Source organism: Paenibacillus sp. EB106-05-06-XG162, assembly GCF_058791655.1.
The window spans coordinates 517772-532684 of the sequence record NZ_JBYTDT010000001.1; the positions used below are offsets into that span (position 1 = coordinate 517772).

The 14913-nt window shown below is 46.3% G+C and carries 15 protein-coding genes; 12 read left to right on the top strand and 3 right to left on the bottom strand.

The features are described from left to right. Positions 1-8 precede the first annotated feature (8 nt). The 4 genes from AC3WU2_RS02040 to gnd all read left to right on the top strand — a co-directional run bounded on the left by AC3WU2_RS02040 (position 9) and on the right by gnd (position 4683). Complete coding sequence (locus AC3WU2_RS02040) at positions 9-1181, top strand: ABC transporter permease (RefSeq protein WP_492450825.1); 1173 nt, start codon at positions 9-11, stop codon at positions 1179-1181. Next, entirely contained in the window at positions 1174-2334 is a 1161-nt protein-coding gene (locus AC3WU2_RS02045; RefSeq protein WP_492450826.1) for an ABC transporter permease, read from the top strand. The genes AC3WU2_RS02040 and AC3WU2_RS02045 overlap by 8 nt, the downstream gene beginning before the upstream one ends. A gap of 192 nt (positions 2335-2526) precedes the next feature. Then, positions 2527-3123, top strand: coding sequence for a YkzI domain-containing protein (locus AC3WU2_RS02050; RefSeq protein WP_026263883.1), 597 nt, complete (start codon positions 2527-2529; stop codon positions 3121-3123). Positions 3124-3273: 150 nt separating this feature from the next. Next, positions 3274-4683 carry an NADP-dependent phosphogluconate dehydrogenase gene (gene gnd / locus AC3WU2_RS02055; RefSeq protein ID WP_018756597.1) on the top strand — a complete coding sequence of 470 codons (1410 nt, stop codon included), beginning with the start codon at positions 3274-3276 and terminating at the stop codon, positions 4681-4683. Here the strand turns inward: gnd and AC3WU2_RS02060 are convergent. Next, a complete protein-coding gene (locus tag AC3WU2_RS02060) occupies positions 4667-4999 on the bottom strand; it encodes a hypothetical protein (RefSeq protein WP_379342816.1) in 333 nt (110 codons plus the stop codon). The two genes, gnd and AC3WU2_RS02060, sit on opposite strands and share 17 nt — an antisense overlap. Before the next feature lie 260 nt (positions 5000-5259). On the opposite strand from AC3WU2_RS02060, the gene AC3WU2_RS02065 reads away from it, so the two are divergent. Further along, on the top strand, positions 5260-5772 hold the full coding sequence (locus AC3WU2_RS02065) for a shikimate kinase (protein ID WP_492450829.1): 513 nt from the start codon (positions 5260-5262) through the stop codon (positions 5770-5772). Between the two features lie 12 nt (positions 5773-5784). On the opposite strand, the gene AC3WU2_RS02070 is transcribed toward AC3WU2_RS02065, so the two are convergent. Further along, the gene (locus AC3WU2_RS02070; RefSeq protein ID WP_379342820.1) at positions 5785-6084 is read right to left on the bottom strand and encodes a rhodanese-like domain-containing protein; all 300 of its coding nucleotides are present in this window, start codon (positions 6082-6084) and stop codon (positions 5785-5787) included. 73 nt (positions 6085-6157) lie between these two features. Here AC3WU2_RS02070 and aroA point away from each other — a divergent pair, with 73 nt between their 5' ends. From aroA to ptsP, 4 genes are all read left to right on the top strand, one after another. Beyond that, positions 6158-7447, top strand: coding sequence for a 3-phosphoshikimate 1-carboxyvinyltransferase (gene aroA / locus AC3WU2_RS02075; protein ID WP_492450831.1), 1290 nt, complete (start codon positions 6158-6160; stop codon positions 7445-7447). Positions 7448-7654: 207 nt separating this feature from the next. Then, positions 7655-8086, top strand: a complete 432-nt coding sequence (locus AC3WU2_RS02080; RefSeq protein WP_492450833.1) for a CoA-binding protein — start codon at positions 7655-7657, stop codon at positions 8084-8086. A gap of 39 nt (positions 8087-8125) precedes the next feature. Then, entirely contained in the window at positions 8126-10012 is a 1887-nt protein-coding gene (locus tag AC3WU2_RS02085) for a glucose PTS transporter subunit IIA (RefSeq protein WP_492450835.1), read from the top strand. After that, entirely contained in the window at positions 10009-11733 is a 1725-nt protein-coding gene (gene ptsP / locus AC3WU2_RS02090) for a phosphoenolpyruvate--protein phosphotransferase (RefSeq protein WP_492450837.1), read from the top strand. Before AC3WU2_RS02085 ends, ptsP begins: the two co-directional genes overlap by 4 nt. A gap of 106 nt (positions 11734-11839) precedes the next feature. On the opposite strand, the gene AC3WU2_RS02095 is transcribed toward ptsP, so the two are convergent. Then, positions 11840-12364, bottom strand: a complete 525-nt coding sequence (locus tag AC3WU2_RS02095; protein ID WP_492450839.1) for a type 1 glutamine amidotransferase domain-containing protein — start codon at positions 12362-12364, stop codon at positions 11840-11842. Positions 12365-12641: 277 nt separating this feature from the next. Here AC3WU2_RS02095 and AC3WU2_RS02100 point away from each other — a divergent pair, with 277 nt between their 5' ends. From AC3WU2_RS02100 to AC3WU2_RS02110, 3 genes are all read left to right on the top strand, one after another. After that, positions 12642-13052: a hypothetical protein gene (locus tag AC3WU2_RS02100; protein ID WP_492450841.1), complete on the top strand. Its 411-nt coding sequence runs from the start codon at positions 12642-12644 to the stop codon at positions 13050-13052. Positions 13053-13152: 100 nt separating this feature from the next. After that, positions 13153-14163: a catabolite control protein A gene (ccpA, locus tag AC3WU2_RS02105; protein WP_492450843.1), complete on the top strand. Its 1011-nt coding sequence runs from the start codon at positions 13153-13155 to the stop codon at positions 14161-14163. A gap of 28 nt (positions 14164-14191) precedes the next feature. Continuing rightward, entirely contained in the window at positions 14192-14893 is a 702-nt protein-coding gene (locus AC3WU2_RS02110) for a 5'-methylthioadenosine/adenosylhomocysteine nucleosidase (protein WP_492450845.1), read from the top strand. The last annotated feature ends 20 nt before the right edge of the window (positions 14894-14913 follow it).

The window sequence follows — 14913 nt, forward strand, 5'->3', positions numbered from 1 at the left end:
AGGATTATATGCGTAACATACTACATGTCATGAAACTAGAATTGCTTCAAATTTCACGGATGCGAAGCGTTCTTCTTATCTTGTTCGTCTTACCTCTCTTATTGATCTTCGTATTAGGATCGGCGCTGTCGAGTCAATTCTCTGCGGATGAATACACGCCTGAGCAAGTGAAACTTGCGGTATATAACCAAGATACAGGCATGATGAAGTCGATCTTACAGCAATTCTTACAATCAACGAAGACGCAAGAGATTCTAGAAGTAACGAATGTGGATTCCGAGATGGAATTGAAGAATCGTATTCAAGCACGTGAAGTGGATGGCGGACTTATCATTCCAGCTACATTCTCCACAGAGATCATGGGTGGCCATACAGCAGGGTGGACGTACGTCGCAGGACCGAGCAAGAGCAAGAATGATATGGCACGTATGATGCTGCAGACTTTTACAGATCAGACGACGCAATCGCAAGCTGCAGCCATAGTCCTTGGCGTGAACGGAACACCGACCAATAGTTCTAGCCAGAAGGCAGAGTCGATAAATGCGGTGAAGATCGGCAAGCTGCAGGATAATCTCTACGAAGCGAGCTCCTTCCAGTATTATTCTTGCACAATGCTCATTATGTTCTTGTTGTTCGGGGGGATGTCATCAGCGATTAGCTTGCTGCGGGAGCGGGAGAACAAGACGCTCCAACGGATGATTGCCGCGCCAGTAGCTGTCTCTCACGTGATCTTGGGCAAATTACTCGGCGCAACGATCCTGTCGATCATGCAAGGTGCTATTATTATTGGATTCACGGGGCTCGTATATGGCGTAGACTGGGGAGTTCACCTCTTAGGGGTTGGTCTGACGGTTTTATTCACGGTTATTGCATCGATTAGTCTAGCCGCGGCTTTAGCAGGCATTCTGAAGAGCAGTAAAGCAGTGGAATCGATATATTCAACCATTGTATTCGTAATGACCTTTCTAAGCGGCGGCATGGTTGTATTCGTAGGTGGAGAGCTAGAGAGTGCAGGGAAGTTCACCTTGAATTATTGGGCAAATGGGAGTGTTTTTCGATTCATGATGGGTGTGGATGTGAATACGGCGTGGCATTTATTATTCGTATTGATGGGCATCGCCGGTGTACTGCTTCTTCTGGCAGTACGATTCGCAAGAAAGGTAGGGAGCATTTATGAATAATAGCCTAATCATAGCTGGATTCTTCATTCGTCGTATGCTCGGCAGTCGAAAAGCATTACTCAGTCGGATTATCATCCCCGTTGCTGTCATCTCTGCCATCATTGGAATTACCGCATCTATGGGTGCTGAGAATATCCGAGTTATCTACTACAATGCGGATCAAGGTCAGCTCGGGAAGCATGTGGTGACTGGATTGCAAGGCAAACAGAGCTTCACGGTCGAACCGGTTGACAGCATGGAAGAGGTGAAGCGTCAGATCATTGCGCATCAAGCGAGTGGGGCTCTCGTGATTCCACGGGATTTCTCAGCAGTCTTATGGGAAGGCAAGCTGCCTGACGTAGAGCTATTCGAACTAACGCAGACCAAGTCAACCGTCATGCTTCGCCAATATAGCGATGCTGAGATCTCTCGCGTGCAGCAGGCTATCATTCAGACGAGAGCAGCAGATGCTGCGATAGGGCAAGATCATCAAGCGTTGCTCGAACGCCTGCTAACACAGCAAGAACAGTCTGCGATTAAGACGAACATAGATCCAGGGCACTATAATTTGAATCCTTACTTTAATACGATTATCGGGCTCATGCTCATGTTCCTCTTAATGATGAGCAGCGGCGGCATCCATATTATTATGGAAGACCGGGTAAATCGAACGATGCAGCGGGTATATAGTGCTCCGGTTCGCGCTTGGGAGATAACATTAGGGAATTTCCTTGGGAATGCAGCGCTCGGTACGATTCAGATTAGTGTCACCTTGCTCTTCACGCGTTATGTGATCGGGTATGATTACAATGGCATTCCTTTATTGGCGCTGTTCCTTGTACTCGAATGTTTCTTGCTCGCAGCGATAGGAATGACTAGTGCGATAGCTGGAACAGTTCGAGATACGAAGAGTTTGGGGCAAGTGAACAATATTCTAGTAACACCTACATGCATGCTTGGGGGCTGCTTCTGGCCGATCGCGATTATGCCGGATTTCATGCAGAAGATTGCTAATTTCGTTCCTCAAAAATGGGCGATTGACGCGGCTATGAAGCTTGCTGATGGGGAGCATCTCATGGCTGTAGCCTCGAATCTAGGGATTCTGCTGCTGTTCGCGGTTCTGCTGCTATCGATCGGAGCATCGATTCTTAGACCGGCCCAGAAAGCATTATAGTTATCAGACGAGAAAGTCCCTTTGGGGGCTTTTTCTTCGTTTTATGAAGAATCAGGCTTGAAAATAGTCAATAAACCAAGTTACCGAAACATAAAATAACGTATAAGATATTGTAAAACCATAAGTTGTCAACATTTTCTAATGGAGACTAGGCTTGCTGGAGGATTCAATCACATGAAGGGAGGAATTGCCATGAACAAGAGCTACGAAGTGGAATATTGCAACTTGGAGCTACGGTTCGATCGAAGAACAATCCAGAATTTGATTCGCGATTTGATTCATGAAGGCTACTCCTTATATTGGAGTGAGAATGAATCATTATTTATCATTTCCGTGCGTACAGGGCGTAAATTGGTCAAACTACGGTTCCAGCGGATTCAGAATCGCTACAAAATTGTAGGCAACTACACGATTAAAGATGAGAAGCTGTCAGAGTTTATGGAGCGCCTGATCGGAGACACTCGCGGGCATGCGGTTGTGAAGCGGTTTAAAGATCGACAAATTTTGATCGAGAGTATTTTGTTTGGGGAGTTAATTCTGCTCGTCGAAGTATCGGGTGTGGATCACCGGATTATTTTCCAGAAGCGGCCGCTCGTCACCACTGAGGAAATGATTCGTGCATTCCAATCGACACGCGCGGAAGAACGAATCGGCGTATTGCGTATGGAGCTTGATTATGAGCTATCAAATTTGTATGAAGCGTTGGAGCGGGAAGATGATGAATGTGTACAGCAGTGCAAAGAAAAATTGCTTGTCCTGCGCAGTGAAATGCTGCAACTTGAATGCTAGTAGGGGTTGTATGCTATCCAGACACCTCACGGCTGTTGGGGTGTTTTTGGTGTGAGGATGGAGTTAGGGGTTCACTTCTGCATATAAAAAGAGTAAAATAGGTATATTGAGAAAATCTACATATACAAAAGGTAAAGGGTGGAAAACCAAATGTCGAAACAGCAAATCGGGGTAATTGGTTTGGCGGTTATGGGGAAAAACCTCGCGCTAAACATTGAGAGCAGAGGATTCACGGTCTCCGTGTACAATCGTTCGAGAGAGAAAACAGACGATCTTGTACAAGAGGCGCAAGGCAAGAACTTATTCGGTACCTATTCCGTTGAAGAGTTTGTACAATCGCTAGAAACTCCTCGTAAGATTCTGATCATGGTACAAGCAGGTAAAGCAACCGATGCTACGATCGAACAACTTCTTCCACATTTGGATCAAGGGGACATCATCATTGATGGAGGAAATGCTTACTTCCCTGACACCGTTCGTCGCAGCAAAGAATTAGAAGATAAAGGTTTCCGATTCATTGGTACAGGCGTATCCGGTGGTGAGGAAGGCGCGTTGAAAGGTCCTTCGATTATGCCAGGCGGACAAGAAAGTGCTTATCAATTGGTAGAGCCAATTCTTACAGCGATCTCCGCGAAAGTAAATGGCGACCCTTGCTGTACGTATATCGGACCAGACGGTGCTGGACACTATGTGAAAATGGTGCACAACGGCATCGAGTATGGTGATATGCAATTGATCTGTGAAGCATATGATCTTCTCAAGAACGTTCTTCACGTTAGCGCTGAAGAATTGCATGAAATCTTTACAGAGTGGAACAAAGGTGAACTTGATAGCTATCTGATCGAGATTACGGCAGATATCTTCTCCAAATATGATCCAGAAACGAAAAAGCCTATGGTAGATGTGATTCTTGACTCTGCAGGCCAAAAAGGTACAGGGAAATGGACAAGCCAAAGCGCGCTTGATCTCGGCGTTCCGCTCTCCATGATTACGGAATCCGTATTCTCCCGTTTCTTGTCTGCAATGAAAGAAGAACGCGTTCAAGCTTCCAAAGTGCTTAACGGTCCGAAAGTATCGGCATTCGACGGCGATCGCGCTGCGTTTATCGAATCTGTTCGCAAAGCATTGTTCACAAGTAAAATCGTATCGTATGCACAAGGCTTCGCTCAAATGCGTGCGGCTTCTGATGAATACGGCTGGGATTTGAAATACGGCAACATCGCGATGATCTTCCGCGGCGGATGCATTATTCGTTCCCGTTTCCTACAGAACATCAAAGATGCGTACGATCGCGATGCAAATCTTCCGAACTTGCTTCTTGATTCTTACTTCAAGGATATCGTTGAGAACTACCAGGATGCATGGAGACAAGTCGTATCGGCAGCTGTAGCAAACGGCGTTCCGGTACCAGGCATGTCCAGCGCACTAGCATACTACGACAGTTATCGTACAGAAAGACTTCCAGCGAACCTGTTGCAAGCACAACGCGACTACTTTGGTGCGCACACGTTCAAACGTGTTGATATGGAAGGTACTTTCCACTTCAACTGGATGGATTAATCTCGGACCGGCTCTCTCGATCTTGAGGATACAGTCCGTGTACGGCTTCCATTAAGAGCTGGCGGAGTCGGTTGATTTCCTGATCATGTCCTGTGCGGCGATGAATGAGCAGTGTGGCAGCTTCAGCGAAATATTGGAAATTCTCTAAAAGGCGTGGTTGTGATAGATCCAATAATCGTGGGTCTTTATCAGCCACCCTTTTTTTAATGAACTCCAGCACATAAATAATGTCATCCTTGCATAATGAGTGATTAGGATCAAAGATTCGATCTAGTCGTTGCGTTACGTTGTGTTTGTTCGATGTCTCCAACTGCATGGGAAGGCTCACTCCTATCTCAAAATTAGGAAAAAAAAGGCTATTAACATCTTTACGATTAAAAACCCTTTTTTATACGTTTAGAATTTAATAATTTCCGGGGGTCCCCGTAAAGTACCTGAATTACCTCTAAGACAAAGCACCATTTTGTAAGGTTATTATACATTCTTTTCTGGGTTTCAAATGTAATCTTTCCGTAAGTGTGGTATGATATGGGAAGTTTCGCTCACAGAAGATTCGGCGTTAGAGGTGAAAAACTGTTGGAAAATATCAAAAAACGCAATCTTATTCTTATCGGCTTTATGGGTACTGGGAAGTCATCGGTAGGGAAAATGCTAGCTGAAATGATGAACTATAAGTTCGTTGATACGGATTCATATATCGAATCGAAGGCAGGAAGTTCAATACCTGAATTATTTGCTTCACGTGGTGAGGATATCTTTCGTCAATTGGAACAAGAGGCGATTCAGGAAATATTGCATAGCGACGGTCTTGTTGTATCGACAGGTGGCGGCTCCGTACTACGTGAAGAGAATCGGGCTGCGATGCTTGCCGGTGGACAAGTCATTGCGCTAACGGCCGATGCAGACAGCATTATTGCTCGCGTGTCGCAGGATCCGAATCGACCGTTATTGCAAGGAAGTGTGGAAGAACGTGTACATACGCTGTTAGAACAGCGCAAGGATGCGTATCGATTTGCAGATTTGACGATAGATACAACAGATTTGTCTGTGGATACGATCGTGGGGATCATTCTCGCCCATCATCGATAAGGTATTCGAAGCTTAGAGCTGGCTCCAAGCAAGCATGCCGCCTTCCATATTCTTGAGCCCTTCAAGGCCAAGTTCAGTGAGATACTCGCAAGCTCTCTCGCTTCGGTATCCACTGCGGCAGATCATAATAATTTCTCCCGTCTGCTTAATTTCATCGATGCGATCAGGTATTTGACCGAGTGGGATGTGCACTGCACCAGCAATCATGCCTTGAGCGACCTCTTCGGGCTCACGCACATCTATCAGATTTAATGATTCACCGCGTTCAAGTCTTGCTTTTACTTCCTCGGGTTGAATTTGTACAATGTTCATTAGGTAGTCCCCCATTACTTTTCATGAAATCTGAACCTTATTTTAACATACATTATTGAAGGAGTGAATCAAGGTGGATGTGATTGTAACCCCAACTTCGAGGCTTGAAGGAGAGATTCAAGCCCTATCTTCCAAAAACTATACGACGCGTTATTTGCTCGTTGCAGCACTTGCGAACGGGACGAGTACAATTCATTTCCCAGCTCATAGTGAAGACAGTGATGCGATGCGTCGTTGTATTCGTGATTTAGGCGCTGTCATTGAGGAGGATGAGACCAAGATTGTTATAACGGGCTTTGGTAATCGTCCTGCGAATGTGAGTGAACTGAATGTTGGCAATGCTGGCGCTGTATTGCGCTTCTTGATGGCTATTGCTGCATTATGTCCAGAAGTGACATTTGTCAATACGTACCCGGATTCACTTGGCAAACGCCCGCATAATGATCTTATTGATTCGCTGCAGCAAATGGGTGTTGAAGTCGATCACCAAGAGGGCAAACTTCCGATTACGATTCGCGGTGGAAATCCGAAAGGCGGTAAAATTACCGTATCCGGGAATGTTAGCTCGCAATTCCTAAGCGCATTGTTGTTCCTGACACCGATGTTGGAAGAAGACAGTGAAATCGAAGTCTTGCATGATCTGAAATCAAAGGTTGTTGTAGGTCAGACTTTAGAAGTGTTGGAACAAGCTGGTATTGTCATTCATGCGAGCGATGATTTGATGCATTACAAAGTGCCTGGCCGTCAGCAATATCTAGCGAAGGAATATATCGTACAAGGGGATTATCCAGGATCTGCCGCCGTACTTGCTGCTGCAGCTGTGACGAATTCCAATGTAAAAATTCATCGTTTGACAGAGAATAGTAAACAGGGAGAGCGTGCGATTGTGGATGTCCTCCGCATGATGGAAGTGCCGCTTACCCATGAGAATGGAATTGTTCATGTGCAGGGGAATCAGCAGTTAAAAGCACTTGAGTTCGACGGGGATGCCGCAACAGATGCGGTGCTTGCGATGGTCGCAGCTGCCGTATTCGCCGAAGGTACATCAAGGTTCTATAACGTAGAGAATCTACGCTATAAGGAATGTGATCGAATCACCGATTATTTGAATGAGCTTCGCAAAGCGGGAGCGAATGTTGAAGAGCGCCAATCAGAGATCATCGTTCATGGCAGACCTGAAGGTGTTGAAGGCGGCGTTGAGATTAATGCGCATTATGACCATCGCGTCATTATGGCATTGTCGGTCGTTGGATTGCGTGCCAAGGCACCACTTCGGATCAAGGATGCCCATCACGTGGCGAAATCGTATCCTATTTTCTTCGATCATATGCAATCCATCGGCGCACAAATCGAGTGGGTTTAAATGGTAGTTCAAAAAGTCATCTTTTGATCACGAAGTTTTTCATGGGGTAAACTCGGCATCGAATCTGGCGTTCACCCTTGAAGTCCGGTACTCATTTAGGTTTTGCCTAAACTCCGTTCCTCCTTCTTCGGATTCTCGCAACCTTCTCGGTGCTGAAAAGCCGACTTTTTGAACAAATAATTATAATTACCGGAGGTGCTTGGAATAATGGCGTATCAGAACCCGTCTCAAGAAGAAATTCGTGAAATACTCCGCAGTTCGAATGTCATAGCCGTTGTCGGATTATCAGAGAAGCCTGATCGAACTTCCTACATGGTAGCTGAAGCCATGCAGCGCAGAGGTTACCGGATCATTCCGGTGAACCCTGTCGTGGCAGGCACGAAGATCTTAGGTGAACTCTGTTATTCATCTTTGAAGGATATCCCGGAACAGGTGGATATCGTAAACGTATTCCGTAGGAGCGAATTCTGTGAACCAGTTGCTGAAGAAGCTGTAGCAATCGGTGCAAAGACGCTCTGGCTCCAACAAGGGATTATCAATATTAACGCAGCGAATATTGCTGCAGGGGGCGGCCTGAAGGTCATTATGGACGTCTGTATTAAAGTCGCTGACTCGGTGTTGTTACCCGGCGGCAAATAATAACGGAATCGGGACCGTAGCTTGAAGGGGGGTTAGCGCATGAATGGGCTCGGAGCGTTGCAGCAGTTCGGGCGAGCGATTATGCTTCCTACCGTTGTGCTACCTGTTGCAGCCTTGATGTTGTTTCTCGGCAGCATGCCTTGGGAACCGATCGGCCTTGGGTCGATCGGTCATGTCCTGAACGTTGCTGGGAATACAATTTTCATGTATTTGCCTTATATTTTTGCAGTGGGTGTCGCTCTTGGACTCGGGAATAACGATGGTACCGCGGCGCTAGCGGCACTGCTCGGGATTTTCATCGAACAGCAAGTGACATCGTATTTTGGTGCTACAGAATCCCAGCCGAGTATTCTCGTTGGTATTCTGGTAGGGATACTTGCAGGCTACATAACGAATCGATACAAAACCGTTCAGCTCCCGGAGTATATTCAATTTTTCGGGGGGCCGCGGTTTGTTCTGCTTGTGATGAGCTTTGTGATGCTGGTATTCGCCTCGGTGATGGTCCTCATCTCAGAACCTTTGCAGCAAGGGGTTATTGCGCTAGGCAATTTCCTGTTGTCCTTAGGCGGCTTTGGCGTGTTTTTATTTGGTGTACTGCAGCGTGTGCTTGTCGTTGTTGGCCTGCATCATATCTTGAATAATATTTTCTTCTTTCATGTGGGTACTTTCGAGACAGCAGGCGGTCAAATGGTGTATGGGGATTTGCCGCGTTTCTTTGCCGGGGACCCGACAGCAGGTCAATTTATGACGGGACTCTACCCGCTGACGATGTTCGCCATCCCAGCCATCGCATTTGCGATCATTCAAGAGGCGCGTGAAGATCTCAAACCGAAGGTGCAGAAAATGTTCTTGATGTCTGCCTTTGTCTGCTTCTTAACAGGGATTACGGAGCCAATTGAATTCGCATTTCTATTCGTTGCACCGTATTTATTCGTTGTTCATGCGATCATCTCTGGATTAACGATGTGGATATGCAGTTATTTGAATATACATCTTGGGGTTTCATTCTCAGCTGGAGCGATTGATTTTGTTATTAATAGCCATTTAGGGACAAATCAGTGGCTTCTGATCCCGATCGGGATCGCGCTTGGTTTAATCTACTATAATCTGTTCCGCTTCGCTATCTATAAGTATCGGATTCCGACACCGGGCCGTGAAGAGGGCTCTGAAGTGGATGACTGGGCAGGGAGTCTTCCGTATCGTGCGCCGCTTATTCTCCAAGCACTCGGTGGCAAGGACAATATTATACGGATGGAAGCTTGCGTGACGCGGCTTAGGTTATCGGTTGTGAATGATCGATTGATCGATCGAAGGGCGCTGAGACTTCTAGGCTCTGCAGGTATGATCCGCTTAGGCGGAGGGGCCGTACAAGTCGTATTTGGTACCTATTCGGACGTGATTCGAGCTGAGATAATGAAGGTCGTCAATAGAGACCTGAATCAAGTGCTCTTCCATGCACCGATGCAAGGCAAGATGATCCCGCTGGATGAAGTGCCGGATCAGATTTTTGCGAAGAAGCTTGTAGGGAATGGGGTTGCCTTTATTCCGGATAAGGGTGAAATGGTCGCGCCGCTTGCCGGTGAGATTATGACGATCTACCCGACGCAGCACGCGATTGGTATTGTCACATCAGAAGGGTTGAACGTATTGATCCATCTTGGGATTGATACTTCAAGTTTGAATGGATATGGCATGACGGTGCTCGTGAAAGAAGGGGACCAGGTGGAAGCCGGTCAACCGTTGATGAAGTTCGATTTGGATTATGTGAAGCAGCATGCGACATCGATTGTGACACCGATGGTGATTACGAACTCGGAGATTGTACAGTCTTGGAGCTTTGCACCGTATAAAGCTGTGAAGAAGGGTCAAGCATCTGTGATGTCGGTTGTATTAAATGATAGGAATGTTGGAGGGAATGCAGAATGATACAGGGTATCGGCGCTTCATCAGGAATCGCAATTGGAAAAGCCTTTGTACTCCCGACATGGGAATGGGATTTGCCTGATCAGCGGATAGATTCCATCGATTTAGCGAAAGAATTTGAGAGACTGTATGAAGGGGTTCGTACCTCCAAGAATGAGATCGAGTTTTTGAAAAATGAGTTCCGGGAAGTGGTGGGACCGGATCAGTCGTCTATATTTGACGCACATATCGCAATTCTTGAGGATCCCGTGTTTATGAGTGAAATTCAAGCGATTATCGAACGTCAATACAAGGCGGCGGAAGTGGCGGTAAAGGAAGCGATCGATCATTTTGTCAAAATGTTTGATTTACTTGATGACGAGTATATGAAGGAACGTGCGTTAGACATTAAGGATGTTGGCAATCGTCTCTTAAAGCATTTATTAGGCGCACCTGAGATTACGCTGCCCTCGGATACAAACCCGTATCTGCTCGTAGCGAAGGAATTGTCGCCTTCACAGCTCGCGAATTTGAATCAGAATTACGTGCTCGGTATTGCGACATTACAAGGCGGACGCACATCCCATTCCGCGATTATGGCGCGTGCACTCGGGATTCCATTTGTCCTCGGATTAGAAGGCAAGCTTGATGATCCGATTCAGACAGGTGATATGCTCGTGGTGGATGGCGGTGAAGGTACGGTCTACGTTAATCCGGATGAAGAAATCCTTCAGCGGTATACACAGATTCGCGATGAGCAGATGGAGAAGAAGAACAGGCTGCGTCAGCTTGCTTCGGTACCGGCAGTGACGCTTGATGGTATTGAAATGCGTCTTGCTGCGAATATCAGCTCACTGAAAGAACTGAACGTCGCGCTGTCGAACGGAGCTTCGGGGGTAGGGCTGTTCCGAACCGAGTTCCTGTATATGGACAGGCAGCATTTTCCGGAAGAAGAAGAGCAATTCGATGTGTACCGCGAGGTGGCTGAGAAGGTATCGCCGAATACGGTCGTGATCCGGACGCTGGATATTGGCGGAGATAAACATTTAGATTATTTCGCGCTGCCGGAGGAGGACAATCCATTCCTTGGTTATCGAGCGATTCGTATTTGTCTAGACCGGAAGGGATTATTCAAGACCCAGCTACGTGCGATTCTGCGGGCGAGTCATTTCGGGAATGTGAAAATCATGTATCCAATGATTTCTTCGTTGGATGAGGTTCGTGAAGCGAATGCTGTGCTGGAGGAAGCTAAGCGTGAGCTGGATGAGGAAGGAATTCCGTATAATTCGCATATTCAGATTGGCATAATGGTGGAGGTTCCTGCAGCAGTCATGATCGCTGATCTCCTTGCAGAAGAGGTGGATTTCTTCTCGATTGGGACGAATGATCTAGTGCAATATGTGCTGGCAGTCGACCGGATGAATGAAAAGATTGCCCATATGTACAATCCGTTCCATCCGTCCATTCTGCGGATGCTGAAGATGACCGTCGATGCAGCGAAAGCCAAAGGGATCATGGTCAGTGTGTGCGGTGAATTGGCAGGAGACGAACGCGCCTTAGCGCTATGGGTAGCTCTAGGTGTTCACGATCTGAGCATGTCGGCTCATTCGATTCTGCACTTGAAGAGTCGTGTGCTTGAAATGTGCGAGAAGGAATGCGTGGAATTAAAGGATCGCTTATTCTCGTGTCGTACGAATCGTGAGATTGAGCAGTTGCTAAATGAATTTACGCGGAATAAATCGTAAGGCTGCGTCTGAAGCTTTATGAGGCACGCGTGTATAAGGTTCACCTGTTAATAGGAGAAAAGAGGCTGTCGAGTAATCGACGGCCTCTTTTTTGTGAGCTTGAGTTTTACTCTCCTGCGAGCAAATCACAGAAAGCTTTACCATATGGCGGCAAATCTGGCGGACGACGCGCAGAGACGATATGTCCGTCTACAACAACAGCTTCATCCACCCAAGTGGAGCCTGCGTTCTCCATATCATCACGAATCCCTGGAGTAGAGGTGACGGTGCGTCCTTGCAGGAGTTTGGCCGAGATTAGCACCCAGCCCGCGTGACAGATTTGACCGATCGGTTTGCCAGCTGCATCCATCTCACGAACGAGAGAAATGACTTTCTCATAACGACGCAGCTTGTCCGGCGCCCATCCACCAGGAACGAGTATGCCGTCATAATCGGCGCTATTCACCTCGTCAAAAGCAAATTCCGCTTCTGCAGGCACGCCGTATTTACCAATATATTTTTTACCTTTTTCAGGCCCAACCAAATGAACGATCGCCCCTTCTTCACGAACCCGATAGATCGGATACCATAGCTCCAAATCCTCAAATTCTTCGTCGACCAGTGCGATAACTTTTTTTCCTGATAACCGCATGTTTTACCTCCTAATTACGCTGTAGTACGAGTCTTTTAACCATTTGTCATGCATATGTATTTAACAGTATAACAAAGCGTGTGATAAATATCATGGCGTTTTTCCAGAATAACCATCTAATTTCCGTAAAAGTCATTAATTACATCTAGTCAAATCCGAACGAATCTGCGAATATAGTCGATAATAGTCTTTATTTTTTGCGAACAATTCGAAGCAATTTATAACTTACTATAATGGGGTGGTCAATGTGCACAAGCAATGTGAATGTGGACATGTTATGAATTTGTTACTAAGAACGGTCATTTTTGCAAAACAGACAGAGATTCAGAGTGTACCCGTCTTTACGTGTTCGAGTTGCGCGAAGAGTGAAGTCTATGTGGATGTGAAGGAAGATCTTACGGATCTTATTGCCAAGTACGGCAAGACTTCGACAGGGAAGCAGACGTTATTATTTCAAAAATTTAATGAGCTTGTAAACGTATTCTTCGAAATGTTCTCGAAAGGAAGCAGGTACGTCAATATCGCGGAGTTTGAGCGTATGCGTGAAGAACGTGTCAATCAGCTGCTCGACGTGTATTTGCTGGCAAAGACGATGAACGATGAAGAATGGATGGAAGATATTCAGAAAAGATTGAAACAACTCAAAAAATTTACTGCAAACCCTTACCGAATGAACATGAATTCATGATTAAAAGCGTGGTCACGTTGCGCAAAGTATGAATATGTCGTATCATTACATTAATATGTAGGATATGAACGAAAAATATTAATGTTTGGAGAGAAGGAACGTGACTGTAACTATTTATGATGTAGCAAGAGAAGCAGGCGTATCGATGGCAACGGTATCTCGGGTTGTGAATAATAACCCAAACGTTAAACCACAGACACGTAAGAAAGTATATGAGGCAATTGAACGCTTAGGATATCGTCCGAACGCGGTAGCAAGAGGTCTTGCGAGCAAGAAGACGACAACCGTTGGCGTAGTCATCCCAGATATTTCGAATTCGATTTTTGCTGAGATTGCGCGTGGTATCGAAGATATCGCGAACATGTATCACTATAATATTATTTTGTGTAATGCAGATAAGAAGAAGGAAAAGGAAATTCGCGTTATTAACACGCTTCTAGAGAAACAAGTCGATGGCTTGTTATTCATGGGTGGAGCCATTACAGAGGAGCACATTCAAGCGTTCCAGACAGCGGCTGTGCCGATTGTTCTTTGTGCAACGAAGGACGAGCAGGGTACCATTCCATCCGTTGATATTGATCATGAAGGTGCAGCATTTGATGCTGTGAACACATTGATTCGTCACGGACATCGTGAGATTGCCATGATTAGCGGTACGTTGCAAGATCCAGCGAATGGATTTGCCCGGTTCCAAGGGTATAAGCGCGCGCTCGAGAATGCTGGAATTACGTATCAAGAGGATCTGGTTCGCATCGGGAACTATCGTTACGAGTCCGGTGTTGAAGCGATGAAATATTTCCTTGGATTGCGTACCAAACCGACAGCGATTTTTGCTGCGACAGACGAAATGGCCATTGGTGCTATACATAGCATTCAAGACTCAGGACTTAAAGTCCCTGACGATTTCTCTGTTATCAGCGTTGACAATATTCGGATGGCTTCGATGGTTCGTCCTTTGTTAACGACGGTTGCACAGCCGATGTATGATATTGGTGCGGTTGCGATGCGCTTGTTAACGAAGTTGATGAAGAAGGAGAATGTCGATAATGCGAACGTTATTTTACCGCATGAGACGATTCTTCGCTTGTCCGTATCACATGTGAACAAATAAGAATCGATATAGAACGGGGAACAGAACGATGTCGTATCACAAAATCGGCCTGATTGGCGCGATGAACGAAGAAATTGAACTACTGCTTGGGGACTTGCAGCAGAGTAAGCGTTCGGAACGTGCAGGCATTACATTTTATGAAGGTGTCTTTCATGGAAAAGAGGTCGTTCTCTGTAAGTCCGGCGTTGGTAAAGTCAATGCTGCAGTAACGACGCAAATTTTAATTGATACCTTTGGCGTGGATAGTATTTTGTTTACAGGGGTTGCGGGTGCGCTGCACCCGGATCTGAATATCGGAGATATTGTTGTATCGACCGTATGCAAGCAGCATGATATGGACGTTCGAGCACTTGGTTTTGAGCGAGGCGTTATTCCGTATCAAGAGCGTTCGACATTCGAAGCTGCGCCTGATTTGATCGAGAAGGCAAGAGAGGCATGTGGGCGGTTGTTCCAAGGACGGTATCGTCTAGGGGCGGTATTATCCGGGGATCAATTCGTGGCAAGCCGAGAGCTTGTGCAAGAGCTGTATGAGACCATGGACGGCGCTTGTACGGAGATGGAAGGCGCCGCCGTGGCTCAAGTGTGCGATATGCACCGCATTCCGTTCGTCGTCATTCGCTCGATGTCAGATCGGGCTGATGGTTCAGCCCATGTGAATTTCGCTGAATTTACGATTCAAGCTGCGAAGCATTCGTATCAGATCATTGATGATATTCTAAGTCATCTGTAAGGATGGATAAGCGTGCATAT